Here is a 25,983-nt window from a genome sequence, read left to right as displayed (position 1 = left end):
ACTATTTTATTAGTGGCACAAACTATGTCTTTCTACCAAATAAAAATTAACAACCTTCAAGGGAAAGAATTAAATCTTTCAGAGTTTGAGGGCAAGAAAATCTTATTCGTAAATGTAGCTTCAAAATGTGGTTTCACCCCACAGTACAAGGAGCTTCAACAATTACAAAACGATTATCAAGATAATTTAGTTGTAATTGGAGTTCCTTGTAACCAATTTGGTTCTCAAGAACCTGGAAGCTCGGAAGAAATTCAAGAGTTTTGTGAAATTAACTATGGAGTATTTTTTCCTATTACCGAAAAGATAAAGGTCAAAGGAAACGAAAAGCATCCCTTATATTCTTTCTTAACGGATAAAAAGTTAAATGGAAAAAAGAGCTCCTCAGTAAAATGGAATTTTCAAAAATATTTAGTTGATGAGAATGGTAATTTAGTTGATTATTGGTATTCTATAACAAAACCAACGAGCAAAAAAATAACCAAACACTTAACCTCATGAACAAAATAAAATACATTCTTCTATTCTTAGTTATTAATTTCAGTGCCTTATGGATTGGTAGCTTATTAATGGGAGTGGGACCAAGAGACGATTGGTACTTATCATTAAACAAAGCACCATGGACGCCACCAGGATGGGTTTTTGGAACTGCTTGGACCTTTATAATGATTTGCTTTTCGATTTATCTAGGCTACTTATTTAATAAGTCGAACACAAAAAAAGAGCAAATAACTTTTTTAATACAGTTAGTTTTAAATATAAGTTGGAACTTTATCTTCTTTAATCAAAAACTAGTTAGTTTAGGTGTTCTAGTTCTTATTCTTTTAATCGTTACACTTTTATATTTCTTTTTCAATCTAAGTAATGATATTAAAAAAGCAAGACTATTACTATTACCTTATATTATTTGGCTTTGTATTGCTACTTCACTGAATTTATATATTCTAATCCATAATTAAAATGAAAATCTACCGTCTTCACAAGAAACAAAACTTACCTATAACAGTTGATGAAGCATGGGAATTTTTATCCAGTCCTCGAAATTTAAAAACAATCACACCAGACTACATGGGGTTTGAAATTCTTTCAGGAGCTGAAAAACCAATGTATCCGGGGCAAATTATCCAATACGTCGTTACTCCTGTTTTAGGAATAAAAACAAAGTGGGTTACAGAAATTACTCACGTAATGGACAAAAAATACTTTGTGGATGAACAACGCTTCGGGCCTTATGCTTTATGGCATCACAAACATTTCATCAATCCAATTGAAGGAGGCGTTGAAATGGAAGATATAATTGACTATAAAATTCCTTTAGGTTTGTTAGGAAGACTTGTACATCCAATATTAGTTAAACCTAAATTGAACGAAATTTTTGAGTACAGACAAAAAAAATTAATAGAACTATTTGGAGAATTCAATGGATAAAATTACTGTTTTTTGGTTTCGAAGAGATTTAAGACTGAATGATAATCATGGGTTATTTGAAGCTCTTAAGAACAATAACAATGTATTACCCATATTTATTTTTGACAAAAACATTCTCGACAAACTGCCGAAAGATGATGCTAGAGTAAACTTTATCTATAATCAACTCAAAGAAATAAATAACAAGCTTCAAAACGTCAATAGTTCTTTAAAAGTTTTATATGGAACCCCAATTGATATTTATAAAAACCTTATTCAAAAATACGATATCAACGCCGTTTTCACGAATCGAGATTATGAACCTTACGCTTTAAAACGTGACAAGGAAATCGAAGACTTATTAAAAGAAAATAATATTGACTTTTATTCATTTAAAGATCAAGTGATTTTCGAAAAAAATGAGATTACCAAAGACGACGGAAACCCTTATAAAGTTTATACACCATACTCAAAAAAATGGTTAAGTAATTTTACCTCTAAGCACTCAGAGCCTTTCAATTCAGAGGATTTTCTTAGTAACTTTTTTAAAACAGAGAACAAAGAAATTATAAGTTTAGAAGAAATTGGATTTACAAGCTCTAAAATTGAAATCCCTGAATACAAAATCAATTCTACACTTATTGATGAATACAAAGCAAAAAGAAACTTTCCAGCGATTAATGGTACATCTAAATTAGGAATACACTTGAGGTTTGGAACTATTTCTGTTAGAGAAGCTGTAAATGAAGCTTGTAAAAGTGACAACATCACTTTTCTTAAAGAACTAATTTGGCGAGAATTCTTTATGCAAATCCTCTGGCATTTTCCTCATACAGTAACAAAAGCTTTCAAACCACAGTATGATAATATTAAGTGGAGAAATAACAAAGATGAATTTGACAAATGGTGTTCTGGTAAAACAGGTTACCCGTTAGTTGATGCAGGAATGAGAGAGTTGAATAAAACTGGGTTTATGCATAACAGAGTTCGAATGTTAGTTGGAAGCTTTCTTTGCAAACATCTTTTAATAGATTGGCGTTGGGGCGAAGCTTATTTCGCAGAAAAGTTACTCGATTTCGAATTATCAAGTAACGTAGGAAACTGGCAATGGGTAGCAGGATGTGGTGTTGACGCTGCTCCTTATTTTAGAATTTTTAATCCAACAACTCAAATTAAAAAATTCGATAAAGACCTAAAGTATATCAAAAAATGGGTTCCAAACTTTCAAGAGCTAACCTACCCATCTGAAATTGTTGATCATAAATTTGCTCGAGAACGTTGCTTACAAACCTATAAAGAAGCATTGAATTAAAATTCTTTAGACATCATATTATTTTATTTTAACTACATATAATGACTAGTTTGAAGACTAATTATGTTAAAATCGCATAATTTTTTGTAAATTATAAAGGTGTAACATTCTAAATTTCAATATCATGAAAAGAGTATTAGTACCTATCGATTTTTCAACCCAATCTGAGAACGCGCTCATTACTGCAGCTAATTTTGCCAAAAAATTTGACTTTGAACTTGTTGTTTTACACATGCTTGAAATTTCAAATGCAGTTGTTACGAATACAGTTACGACCCAAGAAACTGTTTTTTATCTTAAAATAATTGAGAAAAAACTAAACGAATTTTTAGACAAAGATTACCTGAGAGATGTAAAGATTACTCCAATCATTAAACATTATAAAATATTCAGCGAATTAAACGAATTATGTAAAGAAGAAAATATTGATATTGTTTTTATGGGATCTCAAGGCGCTACAGGCTTTAAAGAAATCTTTATTGGCTCTAATGCTCAAAAAGTTATTAGAAATTCAGACATTCCTGTTTTAGTTATAAAAGACAAGCCAATTGAAACCTTCGAAAATGCGGTATTTGCTTGTGATTTTTCTAATGACGCTATTGAAGCATATAAGAAAGCAAGAAAATTTGCTAAATCAATTAATTGTAAAATGAAAATGATTTATGTTAACACACCAACTAAATCATTTAAAAGTTCTTCCGAAATGAGAGAAATTGTAAAAGATTTCTTCTCTAAAGCAGGAACAAGTGCAGATCATATTAAAGATGTACAATATATTTCAGATTACACAATCGAATCAGGCATCATCAATTTCGCAAAGAATCATAACGCCGATATAATTGCCATGGCAACTCATGGTAGAAAAGGTTTAGCGCACTTTTTTGATGGTAGCATAACAGAAGATGTAGCGAATCATTCTCCCCTTCCTGTGCTGTCTTTTAAAATAGAATCTTAAGGTAAATTAAAAAAAATAAAAAAATATTTGCCATAATCAAAAAACATTATATATTTGCCACGCTTTAAAAGCAACAGCCGATATAGCTCAGCTGGCTAGAGCAGCTGATTTGTAATCAGCAGGTCGTGGGTTCGAGTCCCTCTATCGGCTCAAAACAAATTAAGACATCAGAAATGATGTCTTTTTTTATGCCCTATTTTTTCTAAATTTGCTCACACAAACTACAATAATGAAAAACATTTTTATAATAGGTATTGCAGGAGGAACTGGAAGTGGAAAAACTACCGTAGTAAATCAAATTATAAATGAACTTCCACCTGATGAAGTTTGCGTAATATCTCAAGACTCGTACTATAACGCTACCGATAATCTTACATACGATCAACGATCTAAAATAAATTTTGATCATCCAAGAGCTATTGATTTCGAATTGTTAGTAGATCATCTAAAAAAATTGAAAAATGCTGAAATTATAGAGCAACCTGTCTATTCTTTTGTTACTCATAACAGAACAAAAGACACAATAAAAACACATCCAAGAAAAGTTATTATTGTAGAAGGAATTCTTATCTTTAACAATAAGGAATTACGTGATTTATGCGACATTAAAGTATTTGTTCATGCTGATGCTGATGAAAGATTGATTCGAAGAGTAAGGAGAGATATCTCTGAAAGAGGAAGAGACATCAACGAAGTTTTAAGTAGATACCAAGATACTTTAAAACCTATGCATCAAGAATTTATTGAGCCAACAAAAAATTTCGCAGATATCATTATTCCAAATGATCGTTATAACACAGTTGCCATCGATGTCGTAAGATCTGTAATTAGCGAACGCCTTTAATAATGAATTTAAAGTCTATACAAAACAAACCTGTAGTAAAAGTGGTAACAAATATATACGTTATCATTTTAACCGTATTTGTGGTTTGGATGGTTTTTTTTGACGAAAACTCTTACCTAACTCACAGAGAATTCAATCAAGAAATAAAAGATTTAGAAACTTGGATTGAATACCATAAAAGAAAAACTGCTGAAGATAAACAGACTATAAAAAATCTGCAAGATTCTTTAGAATTGGAAAGATTTGCAAGAGAAAAGTATTTGATGAAAAAGAAGAATGAAGATATTTACATAATCGAATTTGATACTATACAAAAATAATGAGCACTTATTTATTTGATGAATTTGAAGGCGTTTCTAAGAAAGCTTGGAAACAAAAAATCCAAGTCGATTTAAAAGGTTTAGACTACAATGAAACGCTTTTATGGAATACAAATGAAGGAATAACTGTTAAACCTTTTTATACCAAAGAAGACAGATCCTCTCTAAAACCTCAACTTCCAAGTGCTAACTTTTCTATTTGTCAATCCATTTTTGTAGATAATGAAATAGTTGCCAATAAACTAGCAATTGATGCTTTAAAAAGAGGTGCAAATGCTATAGAATTTATTGCTGATAAAGATTTTGACTTCAAAAAAGTGATTAAAAATATTGATGTATCAACAAACAAAGTTTATTTCAAACTAAATTTCTTGAATGTTGACTTCACTAAAAATCTAGCCAATAATATTAACTCAACCAATTGCTTTTTAAATATTGACATCATTGGTAATTTAGCTAAAACAGGAAATTGGTTTGAAAATCTAAATAGTGATCACAAAAAATTAGAAGAACTTAAAGAACTAAAAAATTGTATCGCTGTTAATGCTTCTATTTATCAAAACGCTGGGGCAAATTCAATTCAACAACTTGCATATGCTTTAAGTCACGCAAACGAATATTTAAATCATTTTGGAGAAAAAATAGCCGACAAAATTCACTTTAACTTTTCAGTTGAAACGAATTATTTCTTTGAAATTGCAAAATTAAGAGCATTTAGAGTTCTATGGAGCGCTCTTCTGAAGGAGTATGGATTTCAAGAAAAAGAAACTCACATTTTTGCACAACCTACATTAAGAAACAAAACACTATACGACTACAACACTAATATGCTAAGAACAACATCAGAATGCATGAGTGCAGTTTTAGGTGGTGCAAATACCATATCAAACGTTTCTTATGATGAAATCTTCCATAAATCAAATGAATTTGGCGAACGAATTTCTAGAAATCAGCTATTGATTTTAAAAGAAGAAAGTGGTTTTGAAAATGCACAACATTTTGCTAATGGAAGCTATTATATCGAAAGTTTAACAGAACAATTAGCTGAAAAGGCTCTAGAAATTTTTAAATTAATTGAAGAAGGTGGTGGTTTCCTTAAACAACTTAAAGAAGGAATTATTCAACGTAAAATTTCTGAATCTGCACAAAAAGAACAAGAACTTTTTGATAAAGGGGAATTAGTATTATTGGGAACTAATAAGATTCAGAACAGCAACGATAAAATGAAGAATGATTTGGAATTATTCCCATTCGTAAAAAAACGTTCACAAAAAACATTAATTCAACCTATTATCGCTAAAAGATTAGCGGAGCAACTTGAACAAGAACGATTAGAAAATGAGTAGAAAGAATTTATCAAATATAAAGCTTGAGAAGAGCTCATCTGTGAATAATCAAAGTTTACAACACGAAGATTTTGTGGCTGGTATTGCTCCGAATTTAAGAGGTCCGTATTCTACTATGTACGTAAGAAGACCTTGGACAATTAGACAATATGCTGGGTTTTCAACTGCTGAAGAAAGTAATGCTTTTTATAGAAGAAATTTAGCTGCTGGTCAAAAAGGTTTATCTGTTGCTTTTGATTTAGCAACGCATAGAGGATACGACTCAGATCATGAACGTGTGCAAGGAGATGTAGGAAAAGCTGGAGTTGCCATTGACTCTATTGAGGATATGAAAGTTCTTTTCGATCAGATTCCTTTAGATAAAATGTCAGTTTCCATGACTATGAATGGTGCTGTACTTCCTATTCTAGCATTTTACATTATTGCCGCAGAAGAGCAAGGAGTATCTCCTGAAAAGTTATCAGGAACTATACAAAATGATATTCTAAAAGAGTTTATGGTGCGTAACACTTACATTTACCCGCCTACTCCATCCATGAAAATTATTGCCGATATTTTTGAATATACCAGCAATAATATGCCTAAGTTTAATTCGATTTCTATTTCAGGATATCATATGCAAGAAGCTGGTGCAACTCCTGAAATCGAATTAGCCTATACTTTAGCAGATGGATTAGAATACATAAAAACTGGATTGGCAGCAGGGATGGATATTGACACTTTCGCTCCTCGCCTATCTTTTTTCTGGGCAATTGGAATGGATCATTTCAGAGAGATTGCTAAAATGCGCGCGGCTAGAATGCTTTGGGCGAAATTGGTAAAACAATTTAATCCTAAAAATCCCAAATCACTAGCTTTAAGAACTCACTGTCAAACTAGTGGTTGGAGTTTAACCGAGCAAGACCCTTTTAATAATGTTGCTAGAACTACTATTGAAGCTATGGCTGCTGCTTTTGGTGGCACACAAAGTTTACACACAAATGCATTAGATGAAGCCATTGCATTACCAACAGATTTCTCGGCTAGAATCGCTAGGAATACGCAAATATATCTTCAACAAGAAACTCATATTACCAAAACTGTAGATCCTTGGGCTGGAAGTTATCACCTAGAACAATTAACCGAGGAAATTGCCAACAAAGCTTGGGAACTAATTCAAGAAACTGAAGAGTTAGGCGGAATGACGAAAGCTATTGAAAAAGGAATTCCGAAAATGCGTATTGAAGAAGCCGCAGCAATTAAACAAGCTAGAATTGATAGCGGACAAGATGTAATTGTTGGTGTTAATAAATACCAATTAGAACAGGAAGATCCTTTACACATTTTAGAAGTAGATAATGAAGCAGTTCGTAAATCTCAAATTGAAAGACTTGAGAATTTAAAAGCAAAAAGAGATTCAAGTAAAGTAGAGATATCTTTAAAAGCTTTAACGGAATGTGCTAAAACCGGAAATGGAAACTTATTAGCTTTAGCGATAGATGCCGCAAGAAACAGAGCCACATTAGGTGAAATTTCAGATGCACTTGAAGCTGTTTTCGGAAGACATAAAGCTGTTCATAAAACCATATCTGGCGTGTATAGTAAAGAAATAAAAGACGATTCATTATTTAAAAAAGCAAGCGAGCTCGCTGATCAGTTCTCAGAAATTGAAGGACGCAGACCAAGAATTATGATTGCAAAACTAGGTCAAGATGGCCATGATCGTGGAGCAAAAGTAGTGGCAACAGGTTATGCTGATTTAGGTTTTGATGTTGATGTTGGACCTTTGTTCCAAACTCCAAAAGAAGCAGCAAAACAAGCGATAGAAAATGATGTACACATTATTGGTATTTCATCATTAGCTGCTGGACATAAAACATTAGTTCCTCAAGTTATTGAAGAACTAAAAAGTTATGGCCGTGAAGATATTATGGTAATAGTTGGTGGTGTAATTCCCGCACAGGATTATCAATTTTTATTTGATGCTGGAGCTGTAGGAGTTTTTGGTCCTGGAACAAAAATTGCTCAAGCTGCTATTGACATGTTAGAGATTTTAATTGATAGTACTGAAGAATAATTATGCAAATAAAATTCATCAATAGACAAACTGGAGAAACAGAAGTTGAAACGCCACCAGGAGAAGTATTTTTAAAAATGCTTTACAATAATCCTTTTGGAAAATTAGCTTTCTTGCCATTAGTAAAAAGAAAGTTTTTATCTGAGTGGTACGGCAAACAAATGAGTAAACCTTCTTCTGTTTCAAAGATTCAAAAGTTTGTTGATGATTTAAACATTGATATTAACGAAGCTGAAAAATCGATAAATGATTTTACCTCTTTTAACGATTTCTTTTATCGAAAATTAAAACCAGAAGCGCGACCAGTTGGTCAAGGCTTTGTTTCGCCGGGAGACGGAAAGTTATTGGCCTTTGAAAATATATCTGATATACATAATTTCTTTGTTAAAGGAAGAAAATTCACTTTACAAGAATTCTTAAAAGACGATGAATTAGCTTCAACTTTCAGCAACTCATCTTTACTAATTCTTCGACTCGCTCCAAATGATTACCATCGTTATCATTTTCCATATGAAGGAACACCAACGAGTATGACTAAAATTAAAGGAAACTACTTATCGGTTTCTCCATATGCTTTAGTCAGTAATTTCACTAGAGTTTTTTGTGAAAACAAACGAGAGTACTGTATTTTAAAAACTGACGATAAGGGCGATATTCTTCTTGCTCCTGTTGGAGCTACTATGGTTGGAAGTATTATAGAAACCTACCATCCAGATAAAAAAGTAAATAAAGGTGACGAAATGGGATATTTTGCTTTCGGTGGTTCTACAGTAGTAATTTTGATAAATAAAGAAAAAATAAAAATCGATCCAGATATTTTAGATAATACAAAAAACAAAATTGAAACCTTTGTAAAAATGGGTGAAACAATAGGAAACTAAAAAGGGCTGGTTAAAATAACCAGCCCTTTTCGTTGAAACACAAATCAAAAATTTGATTAGTTTTTCATTTTATCCTTTAAATATGCCATATTCTTAAAATCTCCAGCATTAACAACAGTCCATTTCTCGTAATTCTTAAAGTACTTTTTAATAACTCTATTTACATCTTCTACTGTTAATTTCTTCACTTTAGCTTCTAAATTTCTATGAAAATCGAAACCTCTATCATAGTATAGGTTGTTATTAATCAAACCTGAAAGCTCTCTATCTTTTGCTCTAGATACTGCTTTTGCTTGTACCCAACCTTTAATAACACCGTCTAACTCCTCCTGAGTTACACCGCCTTCTATGAAACGCTTAATCTCTTCTTGAAATCCTTTTTGCACTTTCGCAGCATTTTGAGGAGCATAAATAGCATAGATATACATAACAGAATTCTTATCCTTATTATCTCCATCAACAGAAACTCCACCTCCTGCTCCATAACTCACACCATCTTTTTGACGTAAACGATTAGCAATCCTCGAATTCAAAAATCCACCACCAAAAATTTCACCAGCAACTTGTAATGCGGCATAATCTTCATCATCTTGACTACATTCAAAAGATAATGACCCTGTCGTAAATGCATTCTTTTTATCTGGAGTTTTAATACTCTCATTAGCAGCTTTATTAGCGCTATATTTATCAGCAACTGGAGTAAAAGATAATTTAGATTTAAAATCCCCGAAGTTTTCTTCGAAATATCCTTTTAACTTCTCTTCATCCATATTACCAATTGCGATTAACGTTGCATTATTAGAAATACCATAAAAATCTTTGTAGTACGATTGCAATTTATCTACAGTTACATCTTTAACCGCCTGAATTTCTTCTTCAATAGACATTCTATATAAAGGATGCCCTTTTTTATACTTTTGATTAATTTGGCCTGCTTTTCTTGACGCTAAAAATGTTGGTTCAGTTTTATTACGCTCAAGATTAGCTAGAGCTCTTGTTTTTATTTTCTCCAACTCAGCTTCATCAAACTTAGGATTTTTCAACATATCGGTCATCAATTCTAAAGCCTTAGGAAGATTTTCTTCGGTAGAACTAATATTTACATATGTTCTTCCATTTCCACCTCTAATAGAAACTGAAGATTTGATAGCACTCAACTCATCTTCAATTTGCTGTCTAGTTCTATTTGCAGTTCCTTTGTTCATCATACTCGCTGTATAACGAGCAACAAGACCTTTATTCATTAAGTCTTTTTCTGTTCCATTTCTAAACGTAAAAGAAACACTTACCGTTTTACCACGATTATCTTTCTTGATAAATCCATACTCTATATTAGTCTTAGGTAAAGTCCCAGTATTTAATCTTTTTTCAATGTTATTGTAAGAAACATCAAAAGCCTCACCAGTACCTAAAGACTTCTTTCCTTTGTAACTCTTAACTAATTCATCAACCCCTTCTGTATGTGGAATCGCAACACGCTCAGGATTTTTCGTTGGTACAAAATTTCCAACCGTTCTATTTGTTTTGATAAAATATTTACTCATTGCAGCATTCACATCTGCCAATGTCATTTTCTCAATTCTATCTCTAAAAATAAAAGCTAATCTCCAGTCTCCAGCACCAATAAATTCACTCATATAAGTTCCTAAATAAGAAGAATTTCTAAAAACCTGATCCTGTTGTTTGAGTAAATTAGATTTGGCTCTTTTTAACTCTTCCGCAGTAATAGGATTTTTAGATAAATTATCAAATAAGCCTAACATTGTATTCTCTGCTTCTGCTAAAGATTTATCAGAAGGAACATCAATATTAAAATACATAAATGATGGCTCTTTCGTAAATGGCGCAAAAGACCACATACTAGAAGCTTTTTTTCCATCAATTAAAGCTTTGTATAATCTTCCGGAAGGTTGATCTGTCAAAACATTTTCTACAATTGCTAGAGCCGCGTGGTCTTTATCAGAACCAGCAGGAGTATGATACATTGTAGATAAAACTTGTAAATCTCCTACCCTATTTAATACAACTCTTTTCTCTCCGTCTTGAGGTGGTTCAATAGTTGGAACATATTTTAAAGGAGCACTAGGATTTTTAATTTTACCAAACTTTTCTTCAATAAGTTTTAAAGTTTTTTCTGTATTAAACTTACCCGTAACCATTAAAACAGCATTATCCGGACGATAATATTTCTTGTAAAACGCCTTTAAATTTTCAATTGGTACTCTTTCAATATCCGAGCGGTTACCAATTGTAGATTGTCCGTAATTATGCCAAAGGAAACCTGAACTAATCACTGACTTCATTAAAACACTTGTTGGTGAATTTTCTCCTGACTCAAACTCATTTCTAACTACAGAAAACTCCGATTCTAAATCTTTTTTGGCGATATATGAATTCACCATTCTATCAGCCTCCAAATCTAAGGCCCAATCTAAATTTTCGTCTGTAGCATTAAATGTTTCAAAATAGTTCGTTCTATCATACCAAGTAGTTCCATTTGGACGCGCACCATGATCCGATAATTCTTTTGGAATATTTGGATGATTAGGTGTTCCTTTAAAGACTAAATGCTCCAGTAAGTGAGCCATTCCTTTCTCTCCGTAACCTTCATGTCTCGAACCAACTTTATAAGTAATATTTACAGTTATTGTTTGAGAAGAATTGTCAGGAAAAAGTAACACTTTCATTCCGTTACTATCCAATTTGTACTCTGTAATTCCTTCTACACTAGCAGTTTTTGTAATTTGCGCATTAATGGTAGAAGTCCATAATGGGATCAAAAATAAAACCCCTGCAATTTTTAATAATTTATTTGATTTCATAATAAAGTTTTATGTTTTCACAAATATACTCTTAAAGAAGTGTCAAAAACCAAAAAATACTATTAAAAAAAGCTTAAAACGGAATCATTTTATATAATAAAATATAAGTGAAACGAGTAATTATTTAAGGTAACTTTCCGTAAATTTGCAAAGTTTTTATCTACTCATTTTACAATGAAAAAAATCTTAAATACACTTTACTCTACTCGTTTAATGGCTGTTTTATTTCTTGTTTTTGCAGCAGCCATGGGAATAGCAACTTTTATAGAAAATGACTTTGGAACGCAAACAGCAAAAAAGCTGATTTACAACGCATGGTGGTTTGAATTGATAATGCTATTCTTTGTTATTAATTTCTTTGGTAATATTTTTAGATACCGACTACTGAGAAAAGAAAAGTGGACAGTTTTTATGTTCCATATCTCCTTTCTATTCATTTTAATCGGAGCGGGAATTACTAGATATATCGGATACGAAGGAATGATGATTATTGACGAAGGGGAAACAACAAATACATTCTTATCTGAAACGAATTATCTTAATGTAATTATTGATGATAATGCTTCACAGAAATCTTATGAAAAGAAACTACTTCTATCCGCTTGGGGGAAAAATTCAGAAGATTTTTCATTCGTATTTCAGCCGAATAAAAGCAAACCAAAACAAGAAGTTACTTTCAAATTAGTAGATTTTATCCCTTGGGCTGAAACCAAACTTGTGTTAGATGAAAACGGAATAGAACATTTACATTTTGTAGAGAGCTCTAGCGGAACCAGACATGATCATTACATAAAAAGAGGTTCTATACAAAACATTCATAATGTTTTAGTTGGTTTTGATGCACCCAATAGAAATGCAACCATTAATTTATTTTACGAAGACGGAAGCTTAAAAATGACCTCTAAACAAGACGGACAATGGCTTAGAATGGCTGATCAAAAACAAGGTCAGATTGTTCAAGATAGCGTTCACTTTTTTCAATACAGAACTTTACATACTTTAAATGGGTTTCAATTTGTTGTACCAGAACCTGCTCAAAAAGGTGAAATGAGGACAATCCGAGGAAAAAAGGACGATAAAAAGTTTGATATTGTTGTTTTCGATATTACTAATAACGGTAAAACCGAGCGCGTTGAATTCACTGGAGGGCAATTCAACACAAAAGGAAAAGAAGAATTTACAATTGACAACTTAAATTTTAGAGCTTGGTATGGAGCAAAATTATTACAAACTCCGTTTAGTATTAAACTTAATGATTTTCAACTAGAAAAATATCCTGGATCTGAAAGTGCCTCCTCTTATGCAAGTGAAGTAACAGTAGTTGATAAGGATGATACTTTTGATTATAGAATTTTTATGAATCATATTTTAGATCATAAAGGTTATAAATTTTTTCAAGCAAGCTATCAAAATGCTGGAGAAGCAATTGAGCAAACACACCTTTCTGTAAATCATGATTTCTGGGGTACTTTTATAACCTATATTGGGTACTCACTACTTTACATTGGTCTGATTTCTTCCTTATTTGCAAAACACACTCGCTTTGATGACTTAAAAAAGGGACTACGAAAAATTCGCAAGAAAAAAGCAGCCTTATTTCTACCATTAGTTTTGATGTCAACAATTTCATTAGCACAGCACAATGAAACGCACTATAATCAATCTCAAAGAAAACTAAGCAATGAGAAAATTGATAGTATCTTAAAATCTAATTTAGTTGATGTTGAACATGCTGAAAAGTTTAGTCGTTTAGTAATTCAAGATGCTGGAGGTAGAATGAAACCTGCTCACACCTTTGCTTCGGAGTTAGTGAGAAAAGTAGCACAAACTAACAAGTTTAATGACATGACTCCGAGTCAAGTGCTATTATCGATTACGGAAAACCCAACATTTTGGTTACAAGTTCCATTTATTTACCTAGAAGAAGGGAACACGGAAATACGACAAATACTAGGACTTGAAAAAGATGCAACACATGCTCGATTCCTAGATTTTTATGATTCTCGAGGGAATTCAAAGATCGGTAATTTGGTTGTGGAGGCTCAAAAAAAGAAGATTCAGAATAAATTTGAAAAAGATTTAGTTAAAATAGAAAGAAGAATTTGGTTATTATCTCAAGCACTAGGAGGCGGAATATTAAAGATTTATCCAATTCCTGGCAATGAAGAAAACAAATGGGTTTCTCAACCAGAAACCGCTACTGCTGGTTTCAGAGCCACTGACTCTGTTTTTGTAAGACAGTCATTACCTGTTTACATGCAGTTACTTCAAAAAGCTAAGAAAAGTGGGGATTATACAGAAGCTACCAAAATCCTCGATGGTATTAAAAAATTCCAAAAAAAATATGGTAAAGAGGTAATTCCTTCTGATGATAAAATCAACTTAGAAATAGCATACAACAAAATAAACATTTTCAAAAAATTATTCTTGTTTTATGGCCTATTCGGTTTTCTATTAATCTCTTTTGTCGTTCTGAGTATTTTCTCGCAGAAGAAAATCTTGAATTATATTGTAAAAGGTTTAATCGGAATTATAATAATGTTATTTGTGTTTCACACTTTAGGATTATTATCTAGATGGTACATCAGTGGAAATGCTCCTTGGAGTAATGCCTATGAAAGTATAATTTATGTTGCTTGGGCAACAATGTTGTTTGGTTTATACCTTGGCCGAAAATCATCTTTAACAATAGGAGCTGCGACCTTTGTTTCATGTGTTATTCTGATGATTGCTCTTGGAAACTGGTTGGATCCAGAGATTGCCAATTTACAACCTGTTCTAAACTCTTGGTGGTTATTAGTACATGTATCTATTATTGTGGCTAGTTATGGACCTTTTTCTTTAGGAATGGTTTTGGGAATTGTGGCTTTATTCCTAATAATATTTACAAACAAGAAGAATAAAAAGAAAATGGAGACCAATATTAAGGAGCTTACCATAATTAATGAAATGTCTTTAACCGTTGGATTAGTTATGTTAACCGTTGGAAACTTTTTAGGTGGTATGTGGGCCAATGAGAGCTGGGGTCGTTATTGGGGCTGGGACCCTAAAGAAACATGGGCATTAATCTCTATTATGATTTATGCTTTTGTCCTGCACATGAGGTTAATTCCTGGTTTACGAGGTAAATACACATTTAATTTATGGTCGATAATAGCTTATGCATCAATTATGATGACCTATTTTGGTGTGAATTTTTATTTATCTGGACTACACTCTTATGCAAGTGGTGATAAAGTAATTACTCCTAATTCAGTGTACTACTCAATTGCCTTTGTAAGTATTGTAGGAGTTTTAGCTTGGTTCAAGAACAAAAAGTTTTACCGTAAGTAACCTAGTTAGGTTTAAAAATGTACATTTGCGAATCAAAAAAAAGAATAAAATGTTTAATAAAAATATAAAATTAATTTTAGCAGTATTAATAACAATTTGGGCAGTGTATGAATTCTCACTAGGTCATATAGGAAATGGAATTGCTATTTTACTTCTAGCGGGTATCTTTATTTTATTCTACTTTAAAAACGAGTTTATTTTACTAGCCTTTTTACAGTTAAGAAAACAAAACTTCCCTGGTGCACAAAAATGGTTAGCATATATTAAAAACCCAGAAGGAGCTCTTACCAAAAAACAACAGGGATATTACAACTACCTCCATGGAATTATGTTGTCGCAAACAAACATTACTCAAGCTGAAAAGTTCCTTAAGAAAGCTGTGAAGTTAGGACTATCAATGGACCATGACTTAGCTATGGCAAAACTACAATTGGCGGGTATAGCTATGACTAAAAGAAGAAAAAGAGAAGCTACCACTTTAATGAATGAGGCTAAAAAATTAGATAAACACGGAATGTTAAAAGAACAAATTCAAATGTTAAAGCAACAAATGAAGAAGATTTAACTTCAAATGTGATTTAAACAAATATTGTATCTTTACCCAGTTTGACTCTGAAAAATGATTAGAAACTTTCTTTTAAAAGCTTTAAACAGACATGCTTCGCATTGGATTGTATTGTTAATAGATACTATATTAGTTGCATTATCTTTTATCCTTGCCTATACGATACGCTTTAACGCCTCTTTAAATTTTAACACAGAAGATTTAGCCTATCAACTTCCTTTTATCTCATTTATTTTTTTATGCTGCTTCTGGTTAGTAGGTTCAAATAGAGGTATTATTCGACATACTGGTACTAGGGATGCTTTTAACGTTTTTATTGGTGTTACAATTGCTTCTATGAGTATTATTTTTTTAGTTGCAATAAATAGCGTATACAAGATATTTCCTAATCATACCATCCCTAAAACCATTATTCTAATACATTATTTCATTACTGTATTTGTTTTAGTTGTAAGCCGATTTATATTCAAAGCTTTCTATGAAATTATTTCGTCTGAATTAAAAGAAATCACTAACGTTATGATTTATGGGGCGGGAGACTCAGGATTAATAACTTATGGAGCTTTAAACAGAGATACGAAAAACAATTATGAAGTTATTGGTTTTATTGATGATGATAAAACCAAAGTTGGAAAAAAAATTGATAGAGTTAAAATATATAGTCGCTCTGAAATTGATAAAGATTTTATCGAAAAAAAACAAGTGGATGAAATCATTTTCTCTATCCAAAACATTAAATCTGAAAGACTCTTATATCTAACTGATAAAACTTTAGAATTAGGAGTAAAACCAAAAATTGTACCCCCATTAACTAATTGGATTGGTGGTGATTTCGAGGCTAACCAAATTAAACAGGTAAAAATTGAAGATTTATTAGATAGAAAACCTATTTCAATTGACAACCCAATTCTTAAAAGAGATGTTAATGACAAAGTAATTCTAGTTACAGGAGCTGCTGGTTCTATCGGTAGTGAAATTTCAAGGCAAATAAGTAACTATAACCATAAACATTTAATATTGATTGATCAAGCTGAATCTCCTTTGTATGAAATACAGCAAGATTTAATAAGAAAAGGCATCCAAAACTTTACTTCAATTGTAGCTGATGTTCGAGATCAAAACAGAATGGAATCTGTTTTTAAAGAATTCAAACCCAACAAAGTTTACCACGCTGCTGCTTACAAGCATGTACCTTTAATGGAAGAAAGTCCATACGAAGCTATAAAAATAAATGTAGGAGGCACAAAAACAATTGCTGATTTAGCGGTTAAATATAATGTTGAACGTTTTGTAATGGTGTCGACTGATAAAGCCGTAAACCCTACGAATGTTATGGGAGCGACAAAACGTGTTGCTGAGATGTATATATCATGCCTAAGTCACCTGAACTCAACAACAAAATTTACAACAACACGTTTTGGTAATGTATTAGGCTCTAATGGATCGGTAATACCATTATTTAAAAAACAAATTGAGGCTGGAGGACCACTTACTGTTACTCATAAAGAAATTACTCGATATTTTATGACAATACCAGAAGCTTGTCAATTAGTATTAGAAGCAGGAACTATGGGGGAAGGTGGTGAAATCTATATTTTTGATATGGGAAAATCCGTAAAAATTTATGATATCGCTAAACGAATGATTCATCTATCTGGACTTAAGTACCCAGAGGATATCGATATTAAAATTACAGGATTACGTCCAGGAGAAAAACTATACGAAGAGCTATTAGCGAATGGAGAGAATACTACTCCAACATATCATGAAAAAATTATGATTGCTAAGAATCAAAAAATAAATGTTGATTGTATAAAAGAAAAAATTGAATCATTGTGTTTTGAAAACGCAAAGAATGACAATAGTTTGTCTGTAAAACTAATTAAACAAATAGTACCAGAGTATAAGTCGAACAATTCAATTTATGAAAAGTTAGACGTACAAAAAACCAATTAAATTGATTATTTTCGCAAAAAATTTAAGAATGCAAAAAGCTAAAGGTCTTCTCCTATTATTTTTAGTTGCAAGTTTATCATCTTGTGTATCAAAAAAAGATATTACTTATTTCCAGTATGATGATATTGAACAAGCAAAAGTCTCAAATTCATATAAGACCATATTCAAACCTGATGACTTGTTACAAATTACTGTTTCTGCGGTTGAATTTGAAAGTGTAAAAGCTTTTAATTTGCCTGCTGTAAACTTTTTAACTACTACGGACAGAGCGCTAGGAACACCACAACAACAGACTTATCTTATTGATAATGATGGCTATATTGACTTTCCTGTGTTAGGTAAATTAAAATTTGGTGGCTTGACTAGACAGGAATCTATTGCTTTACTTAAAAAGAAATTAGATCCTGACTATGTTAAAAATCCAACAATAAATATTCGAATAGCAAACTACACTGTTACTGTTTTAGGAGATGTTAGAAATCCCGGAACATACACTATACCTAATGAGCGCATTACTATTCTAGAGGCCATAGGTTTAGCAGGTGATTTAAATATAACAGGAAAAAGAAATACTGTAAAAGTTTTTAGAGAAATTAATGGTAAGAAGATGAAATTTGACCTAGATTTAAGATCTAACAAAATATTTACTTCTCCTGTTTACTACTTACAGCAGAATGATTTAGTTTACGTAGATCAAAATAAATCCTCCTCGCAAGATGCTGCATTTAATAGAAATACAGGTTTATTTGTTTCGATTGGATCAATCATAGTTTCTTTAATTGCTGTTTTAACTAGATAAATCCTCATTGATGAATAACAATATCAACACTCAACAAATAGAAGAGCACGATACCATAAATATTAGAGCAGAATTAGAAAAGTACCTGATACGCTGGAGATGGTTTGCCCTAGGGTTCCTTATAAGTTTATTAATAGCCTTCTTATATTTAAGATACAGTACTCCTAAATTTAATGCAGTCTCAAAAATCATGATAAAGGACAATCAAAAGTCTGGAATTTCTGCTGAATTAGAAGCATTTAGCGATTTAGGAATTGTAGGAGGTGGTTCTAGCAATAATCCCGATAACGAAATTGAAATTTTAAAATCGCGTAAAATATTGGGTGATGTAGTTAAAAAACTAAAACTCAACATTAAATACATTTCGGAAGGTAGAGTAAAAAATTCAGAAATATATAAATTATCACCAATTATATTCAACATTACTGACTCCTTAGTGCTAAAAAACATTTCCAAGCCTTTCTCCTTCAATATAATCGTTAAATCTGACACCTCTTTTGATGTTACAGACTATGAAGGAAATCAACTTGTTAATGATATCACTTTTAATTCGAAGTTTGATTTAGTAATAACAGAGAGTTTAACCCCTCTAGTTTTAAAGGATATTTTTATTACAAAATCTAATTATTTTTCAGAGGAAAATATTGCTAAAAAAATTATTGTAAATGTCTATCCTTCCGATTTTATAATAGATGGATTAATAAAAAGTGTAAGTATAAACCCTATTAATAAAAACTCAAGCGTATTAAAACTCTCATTACAATCTTCGGTTCTCCAAAAAGCTGAGGATGTTCTGGATGAAATAGTTTTTCAATATAACTTGGATGCTAAAAACGATAAAAGCGAGGTATCAAGGAAGACAGTTAAATTTATTAATGAGCGATTAGATAATGTTGGAAGTGAATTGGCTGTAGTAGATGACAATGTAAAAAATTTCAAGAAAAAAAATAGTGTAACAGATATTCAATCAGAAGCTCAATTAGTGCTTCAAACGAGCACATTAAACAAAGAAAAGTTAATAGACGCTAACATTCAATTAAGTATCGTAAAATCGCTAAGAAAAGAATTAGCTGAGTCTGAAGATATTCTACCCGTAAATTTAGGAGTACAAGATCCAAATATTGCTCGATCTATAGCTGAATACAACGAATTACTGAGTCGAAAAAGGAGATTATTAAAGAGTGCAGGTGAAAAAAACACCGTAATTATTGAAATTCAAGAAAATATTGACAGTTTAAGAAAGTCCCTTGAGAATAGTCTTGAAAATCAGGAAAGATCAATACAACTTAATGTAAATAACCTAAATAGAGAAGCGAACAGATTCAATTCGAAAATATCTTCGATTCCTTCAAAAGAAAGAGAGTTTTTAGATATTGCCAGACAACAAGAAATTATTGCTGGTCTTTATACATATTTATTAAAAAAGAAAGAAGAGACAGCGATTTCACTCGCCGTTACGGTTCCAAATGCCAAAATTATTGATAAAGCTTATGGGTCCGACATTCCTGTATCCCCAAAAAAGAAAATTATTTTTTTAGCTGCTGGCTTACTTGGATTGATTATACCATTTATCATTATATATCTGCGTGATTTATTAGATACTAAAGTTCATACTAAGAAAGATATTCAGGATTTAACTTCGGTACCATTTATTGGTGATATTCCGCACTCGGAAACAAAAGAAAAAATAGTGGTTGGGACAGATGCCAGGTCTAGTACAGCAGAAGCATTCAGGTTAGTTAGAACTAACCTTGATTTCATGCTTACTGGCACTGAAAAAGCTAAACACGGAAAAACTATATTTATCACCTCTACAACTAGTGGGGAAGGAAAGTCTTTTATTTCCATTAATTTATCGGCAACCCTAGCGCTATCTGGAAAAAAAGTTATTCTTGTTGGAATGGATTTACGTGCACCTAAAGTAACGGAATATTTAAATATTCCTGAACGAAAAGGTATTACCAACTATATTACCAACTCCGATATTACGATAGATTCACTTAAGTTTCAAGTACCTGTTTTAAAAGATTTAGACATCATTGCATCAGGAGTTATACCACCAAATCCTGCTGAACTATTAATGTCTGAAAGAGTAAATGAATTATTTACTAACTTGAGAGAAGAATACGACTATATTTTAGTTGATACTGCACCAGTTAATTTAGTAACAGATACCTTATTAATATCAAAATATGCAGATGTATTTTTATATGTAAGTAGAGCTAATTATTTAGACAAGAGATTACTTTCTGTTCCGGATACATTATACAGAGAGAATAAGCTTCCAAATATGGCCATAATACTTAATGACACCGATATGAAGCGAGGTTATGGCTACGGTTACGGATACGGATACGGATATGGTTATGGAAATATAAAAGAAGACGAAAAGAAACCTTGGTACAAAAAACTAATAGGTAAATAATATAAAAGGAACTCATATGAGTTCCTTTTTTCTTTTAGTAAAACTTACTGTTATTTTCAACTAGATTTAAAATTTTCTTTTTCATCTTTTTAGTTCCAATCTTCTCTAATAGTCTTAGATGATTTATATGATGTGTGTCGGTTCCAACAAAATCATATAAATTCTCTTTTATCAGTCTCTCAGCAGTTTTCTTAACTCCACCCCCATATTGTTCAGTTAATGATAAAAGATTCAACTGAAATAAACATCCCGCTTTTTTCAGTTTATAATAGTTTTGAAAATCATTATGATAAAAGTTATATCTTTCAGGATGAGCCAAAACCGGCTTGTACCCTTTTAATTGTATTTCGAAAAGAATGTCGTACAAATTAATAGGCGCATTAAAATAAGACATCTCTACTAGAATCATATTATCTTTTAGCGTAAGTATATCATTCTTTTCCAATCTTTCAACAAACTGCTCGTCCATCATATATTCAGCAGCAGCATTAATGTTTATATCGTGAAATCCATTTTTAACCAAAGCTTGTTTAACCTCTTCTAATTTCTCCAAAATCTCTTCAGAAGAATTTGGGTATACATCACCTAAAACATGTGGAGTTGTAATAAAGTTTTTAATACCATAGGAATACATCTTTGAAATTAATGCTATTGAATCTTCTATACTCTTAGCTCCATCATCAATTCCTGGTAGTAAATGTGAATGAATATCTACAAAGGTTTCATCAAAGATTTCAGTGAGTGAAATCATTTTTTCTTTAAATAAGAACATCTTAAGGCTTTTTTCTCTGCACAAAATTACTCTTTTTTAAATAAAAATCGACTTTCTTTACTGCGAAAACGATTGAGTTTTAGCAGGGTATTGTATAAGAAGATTTGTTAATATATATTTGAATAACGCAATTATTTATTAAGATGATTTTAATAGCAGATGGAGGTTCAACTAAAGCCGATTGGATAGCTTTAGATAAAAATAAAACAGAAATTTTTAGAGCTAGAACATTAGGTCTAAACCCTGCAGTAGTTCCAGAAGAAGAACTTAAAAATAGAATTGTGAATATGTTTCAGCTGATCAACATTAAAGATGAAGTTGAAGAAATTCATTTTTACGGTGCAGGTTGTGGAACACCAAAACCAGTTCAAATATTACACGATGTAATGAAAGGGATTTTTACGAATGCAACAATAAATATTGCAGAAGATATGCTTGCTGCAGTTTATGCAGCCGCTGGAACAACTCCTTCAATCGTATGTATATTAGGAACCGGATCGAATAGTTGTTATTTTAATGGTGAAAATATTGAAATGCTAACAGCATCACTTGGTTACTCTATAATGGATGAGGCTAGCGGTAACTATTTTGGGAGACTTTTAATTAGAGATTATTATTATCACAAAATGCCGAAAGCAATCTCTAAAAAATTCGAAAATGAATTTAATCTAGATGCGGACTATATCAAACAGCACTTATACAGAGAACCTAATCCTAATATGTATCTCGCTTCATTTGCAAAATTCATGTTCGAATTCAAGAATGAAAAGTACATTAAGAAATTAATAAAGAAAGGATTTCAAGAATTTTTCAAATATAGAATACTACCTTATAAAAAAGACAGTGAAACACCAATATACTTTATTGGATCTATCGCTTATTACTTCAAAGAAACTTTGGAAAAAGTAGCGAATAAGCATAATTTAACTGTCACTGGTATTATTCAACGACCTATTGATAACTTGTTAGAATTCCACAAAAACAATATTAATTAATATAGTCTAAACAACGTTCTAAGGCCATTCCTCTTGAACCTTTTATTAAGATACTAGTATTTGTTATTTTAAAGTGTACTAAATGCTCTTTTAGGTCTTGAAAACTCTTAAACCGTTTTGCTGTTTGGACTTTGGTATTGTTAAAGTTTTCACCAACTAGTAATATCTTGGAAAAACTAGATCCCTCGGCTAGTTCGACAATTCTTTGATGTTCGACACTGCTGTCATTACCTAATTCGAACATATCTCCTAGAATTACCACCTTGATACCTGCATCATAATTATCAAAGTTTTCAAGAGCAGCTTTCATACTTGTTGGATTCGCGTTATAAGCGTCCAGTATAATCTCGTTACTTCCTTTTGTTAAAATTTGAGATCTATTATTTGTTGGAGTATAATTCTCTATGGCAAATTTCATTTCTTCAGTTGACACTTCAAAGTACTCTCCAATAGTAATTGCTGCAGCAATATTATTGTAATTGTATTTACCTAAAAGATTACTTTGTATAGTAATATCCTTAAAATTAAGTTTTACAAAAGGGTTTGCTCCAACATACTTTAACGATTCATTAAAGAAAACTCTATTCGTGTCAGTAGACCTTTCCATTTGAATTAAATCATCCTGATTTACGACAATGGTATTATTTGATTTTCTGATAAATTGATACAATTCTGATTTACCTTCAATAACTCCTTGAACCGAACCAAAACCTTCTAAATGAGCTTTACCAAAATTAGTTATATACCCTAATGACGGTTCCGCTATTTCAGCTAATAACTTAATCTCTCCTCGATGGTTTGCTCCCATCTCAACTATTCCAACCTCTGTCTCTTTATTCATGGATAGTAAGGTAAGCGGAACTCCAATATGATTATTTAAATTTCCTAAAGTAGCTGTGGTCTTATACTTTCTACTTAATACCGCATTGATTAACTCTTTAGTAGTTGTTTTACCATTACTCCCCGTTAAACCAATAATTGGTATATTTAGCTCTCTTCTATGAAAGTTAGCTAATTGTTGTAAGGTCTCTAAAACATTACCTACAAGTATTATATTATCATTTGTTTTATATCGCTCCTCATCCACAATACTATAAGAGGCACCTTTATTCAATGCTTCCTCAGCAAATTCATTTCCATTAAAGTTATCGCCCTTTAATGCAAAAAAGATTGATCCTTTTCTGATCCTTCTAGTATCAGTATCTACTAAATAACTATTTATGTATAACTTGTAAAGCTCTTTTATTCTCATGTTGTAAAAATAAAAAACCTCACTGAAATCAGCGAGGTTTTCTAGATGTGTATTTATTATTACACTTATAAATATTATTAATATTATCTCTTAGAATAATTGTATCTAGGAGTTGCAGTTTTCTTTTCATTTCTAACCATAGGCCCTACCTTATCCGTAGCACATCTAAATCCAATAAAATTGGTAGAAATATATTCTGGGAAATATCTTCTTTGTGCTGGGTCTAACCAGTACTCTCTATCTGCCCATGATCCTCCTTTGTAAACTCTAGTTTTATTACTTACAAGAGTTGTTCTGTTTTTCTTGTCATATTCTAACTTGACAATCGTATTACCTAAAGAATCTTTTTCACTCTCTGGTCTTATCGGAGAGTTGTACATTCTTGGTGTACCCGCTAACTGATCTTCTTCTAAACTAAAGAATCTTGATGACTTTTGATCTCCATCATTTAAATCAGAATTATCCGCAAAAGAATAATTTCTTCTCATATAGGTATCATCCTTAGTAATAGGAATATATCTAAAAGAACCTGGTAAAGCTTTTGGCATTACCTTTCCGTTTACTAAAGTATCTAACTCAACTTGACTATCATCAACAATAACAACTTTACCATCTTGATCAATCAATTTCTTTGTGAAAATATTTCCTCTGAAATAGTTGAAATCATTCGCCTCTGCATCTACAATCGGACGATAAACATCAGCAACCCATTCCGCTACGTTCCCAGACATATCGTATAAACCAAAAGCATTTGGTGGATAACTCTTTACCGCATTAGGAATATCAGCACCATCACTACTCCATCCTGCAATACCACTATAGTTTCCTTTACCTTGTTTAAAGTTTGCTAATTGATCACCTCTTTGAGATTTAGATCTGTTTCTAGTGTATTTTCCTGACCAAGCATACTTCTTTCTTCCTCGAATATTATTGTATTCTCTGTTTTCAAAAATTGCTTTTGCAGCATATTCCCATTCTACTTCTGTAGGTAATCTAAATTTTTGAGATAAAATACCATCTGAAGAAGTAACCTGTCTTCCTGTAAATTCTCCTTTTGCTGGTTTAGGCTCTCCTTTCTTTCTAGGAACTGGAATACCTTTTTTATAAATTGTAGAATCACCATCGAATAATGCATATGGCTGATCTAAATATACGTCTGTATCAAAATTATTCTTTCCTCTAAACTGTAAAGAATCTTCTTTAAAAATATTAGTGATTACCCCTTTATCCATTAATATTTTTAAATTCACAGCATTCGTTCTCCACTTACAATACTCATTCGCTTGTAACCAAGTAACACCAACAACTGGATATTCAGAGTAAGCTGGATGTCTTAAATAACTCTCAGAAAGTAAATTTGTATTTCCTAATCCTTTTCTCCAAACTAAAGTATCTGGAAGAATTGATGGATAGATATGCTTAAACTGAGGATCCTCTGGAGGAAAAACATCTTTGGTATATTGTAAAAATAAACCATACTCAGCGTTTGTTACCTCAGCTTCGTCCATAAAGAATGAACGCACATGCATTTGTTTAGGAGTTGTGTTCCAATCAAACATTACATCATCTTGTACTAACCCCATTGTATAAGTTCCTCCTTCAATGTACACCATCCCAGGTGGAACAACATTATCTTTAAAATCTCCTTTTATGTAATTTCCATAACTTGGATCGTTAAAATTCCATCCAGTCAAAGAAGAAGAACCTGATCTTCTTGATGAACTTTGACATGAAGTTAAAACAACAATAGAGACAGTTAGTAAGCTAAATAACTTAAATGTACTTTTCATGTATTTACTTAATTTTAGGGTCTGGCAATTTACAACATTTATCATTGAATTCAATTATATAAATATAATAATTTTATTATATGTTAGAAATACTCTTTCTTAACGATTGTTTTTTCATTTTATTATAAGTAATCTTGCAAAAAGATATACTAACGT

The 25,983-nt window shown here is 31.7% G+C and carries 20 protein-coding genes and 1 tRNA gene; 17 read left to right on the top strand and 4 right to left on the bottom strand.

Annotated features, from left to right (window positions below):
* Window positions 1-24 precede the first annotated feature (24 nt).
* From ACOSP6_RS03275 to ACOSP6_RS03225, 11 genes are all read left to right on the top strand, one after another.
* The gene (locus ACOSP6_RS03275; protein ID WP_422092957.1) at window positions 25-498 is read left to right on the top strand and encodes a glutathione peroxidase; all 474 of its coding nucleotides are present in this window, start codon (window positions 25-27) and stop codon (window positions 496-498) included.
* Window positions 495-956, top strand: coding sequence for a TspO/MBR family protein (locus ACOSP6_RS03270; protein ID WP_422092956.1), 462 nt, complete (start codon window positions 495-497; stop codon window positions 954-956). Before ACOSP6_RS03275 ends, ACOSP6_RS03270 begins: the two co-directional genes overlap by 4 nt.
* Before the next feature lies 1 nt (window position 957).
* Window positions 958-1,425, top strand: a complete 468-nt coding sequence (locus ACOSP6_RS03265; protein WP_422092955.1) for an SRPBCC family protein — start codon at window positions 958-960, stop codon at window positions 1,423-1,425.
* The gene (locus tag ACOSP6_RS03260) at window positions 1,418-2,716 is read left to right on the top strand and encodes a cryptochrome/photolyase family protein (protein WP_422092954.1); all 1,299 of its coding nucleotides are present in this window, start codon (window positions 1,418-1,420) and stop codon (window positions 2,714-2,716) included. Before ACOSP6_RS03265 ends, ACOSP6_RS03260 begins: the two co-directional genes overlap by 8 nt.
* A 124-nt stretch (window positions 2,717-2,840) precedes the next feature.
* Complete coding sequence (locus ACOSP6_RS03255) at window positions 2,841-3,671, top strand: universal stress protein (RefSeq protein ID WP_422092953.1); 831 nt, start codon at window positions 2,841-2,843, stop codon at window positions 3,669-3,671.
* Window positions 3,672-3,747: 76 nt separating this feature from the next.
* Window positions 3,748-3,821: transfer RNA gene (locus ACOSP6_RS03250), tRNA-Thr, on the top strand.
* A gap of 88 nt (window positions 3,822-3,909) precedes the next feature.
* Window positions 3,910-4,515, top strand: coding sequence for a uridine kinase (udk, locus tag ACOSP6_RS03245; protein WP_422093052.1), 606 nt, complete (start codon window positions 3,910-3,912; stop codon window positions 4,513-4,515).
* 2 nt (window positions 4,516-4,517) lie between these two features.
* A complete protein-coding gene (locus ACOSP6_RS03240) occupies window positions 4,518-4,835 on the top strand; it encodes an FtsB family cell division protein (RefSeq protein WP_422092952.1) in 318 nt (105 codons plus the stop codon).
* Window positions 4,835-6,181 carry a methylmalonyl-CoA mutase subunit beta gene (locus ACOSP6_RS03235; protein ID WP_422092951.1) on the top strand — a complete coding sequence of 449 codons (1,347 nt, stop codon included), beginning with the start codon at window positions 4,835-4,837 and terminating at the stop codon, window positions 6,179-6,181. The genes ACOSP6_RS03240 and ACOSP6_RS03235 overlap by 1 nt, the downstream gene beginning before the upstream one ends.
* Window positions 6,174-8,237, top strand: coding sequence for a methylmalonyl-CoA mutase (gene scpA / locus ACOSP6_RS03230; protein WP_422092950.1), 2,064 nt, complete (start codon window positions 6,174-6,176; stop codon window positions 8,235-8,237). The genes ACOSP6_RS03235 and scpA overlap by 8 nt, the downstream gene beginning before the upstream one ends.
* 2 nt (window positions 8,238-8,239) lie before the next feature.
* Window positions 8,240-9,118 (top strand): phosphatidylserine decarboxylase, encoded by an 879-nt coding sequence (locus ACOSP6_RS03225; RefSeq protein ID WP_422092949.1) that lies wholly within the window; start codon window positions 8,240-8,242, stop codon window positions 9,116-9,118.
* A 56-nt stretch (window positions 9,119-9,174) separates the two neighbouring features.
* Here the strand turns inward: ACOSP6_RS03225 and ACOSP6_RS03220 are convergent, their stop codons facing one another.
* Window positions 9,175-11,940: a M16 family metallopeptidase gene (locus ACOSP6_RS03220; RefSeq protein ID WP_422092948.1), complete on the bottom strand. Its 2,766-nt coding sequence runs from the start codon at window positions 11,938-11,940 to the stop codon at window positions 9,175-9,177.
* Window positions 11,941-12,114: 174 nt separating this feature from the next.
* On the opposite strand from ACOSP6_RS03220, the gene ccsA reads away from it, so the two are divergent.
* The 5 genes from ccsA to ACOSP6_RS03195 are packed head-to-tail and all read left to right on the top strand — an operon-like array spanning window position 12,115 to window position 21,018.
* Window positions 12,115-15,273 carry a cytochrome c biogenesis protein CcsA gene (gene ccsA, locus ACOSP6_RS03215; protein WP_422092947.1) on the top strand — a complete coding sequence of 1,053 codons (3,159 nt, stop codon included), beginning with the start codon at window positions 12,115-12,117 and terminating at the stop codon, window positions 15,271-15,273.
* 49 nt (window positions 15,274-15,322) lie between these two features.
* Window positions 15,323-15,838: a DUF2892 domain-containing protein gene (locus ACOSP6_RS03210; protein ID WP_422092946.1), complete on the top strand. Its 516-nt coding sequence runs from the start codon at window positions 15,323-15,325 to the stop codon at window positions 15,836-15,838.
* Window positions 15,839-15,892: 54 nt separating this feature from the next.
* Window positions 15,893-17,794 (top strand): polysaccharide biosynthesis protein, encoded by a 1,902-nt coding sequence (locus tag ACOSP6_RS03205; protein ID WP_422092945.1) that lies wholly within the window; start codon window positions 15,893-15,895, stop codon window positions 17,792-17,794.
* Window positions 17,795-17,822: 28 nt separating this feature from the next.
* Entirely contained in the window at window positions 17,823-18,593 is a 771-nt protein-coding gene (locus ACOSP6_RS03200; protein WP_422092944.1) for a polysaccharide biosynthesis/export family protein, read from the top strand.
* 10 nt (window positions 18,594-18,603) lie between these two features.
* Complete coding sequence (locus ACOSP6_RS03195; RefSeq protein WP_422092943.1) at window positions 18,604-21,018, top strand: GumC family protein; 2,415 nt, start codon at window positions 18,604-18,606, stop codon at window positions 21,016-21,018.
* Window positions 21,019-21,052: 34 nt separating this feature from the next.
* On the opposite strand, the gene ACOSP6_RS03190 is transcribed toward ACOSP6_RS03195, so the two are convergent.
* Window positions 21,053-21,790 carry a tyrosine-protein phosphatase gene (locus tag ACOSP6_RS03190; protein WP_422092942.1) on the bottom strand — a complete coding sequence of 246 codons (738 nt, stop codon included), beginning with the start codon at window positions 21,788-21,790 and terminating at the stop codon, window positions 21,053-21,055.
* Window positions 21,791-21,933: 143 nt separating this feature from the next.
* On the opposite strand from ACOSP6_RS03190, the gene ACOSP6_RS03185 reads away from it, so the two are divergent.
* Complete coding sequence (locus ACOSP6_RS03185; RefSeq protein ID WP_422092941.1) at window positions 21,934-22,785, top strand: N-acetylglucosamine kinase; 852 nt, start codon at window positions 21,934-21,936, stop codon at window positions 22,783-22,785.
* Here the strand turns inward: ACOSP6_RS03185 and ACOSP6_RS03180 are convergent.
* Both ACOSP6_RS03180 and gldJ read right to left on the bottom strand, forming a co-directional pair.
* Window positions 22,778-24,037, bottom strand: coding sequence for a UDP-N-acetylmuramoyl-tripeptide--D-alanyl-D-alanine ligase (locus ACOSP6_RS03180; RefSeq protein WP_422092940.1), 1,260 nt, complete (start codon window positions 24,035-24,037; stop codon window positions 22,778-22,780). The genes ACOSP6_RS03185 and ACOSP6_RS03180 overlap by 8 nt on opposite strands.
* A gap of 83 nt (window positions 24,038-24,120) precedes the next feature.
* A complete protein-coding gene (gldJ, locus tag ACOSP6_RS03175; protein WP_422092939.1) occupies window positions 24,121-25,827 on the bottom strand; it encodes a gliding motility lipoprotein GldJ in 1,707 nt (568 codons plus the stop codon).
* Window positions 25,828-25,983: the final 156 nt, after the last annotated feature.

The sequence above is a fragment of the Tenacibaculum sp. MEBiC06402 genome (assembly GCF_049239625.1).
In the GTDB taxonomy this organism is placed as follows: Bacteria; Bacteroidota; Bacteroidia; order Flavobacteriales; family Flavobacteriaceae; genus Polaribacter.
Note: the sequence above shows the minus strand (reverse complement) of the source record. Positions and strands in the feature narration are given on the sequence as shown.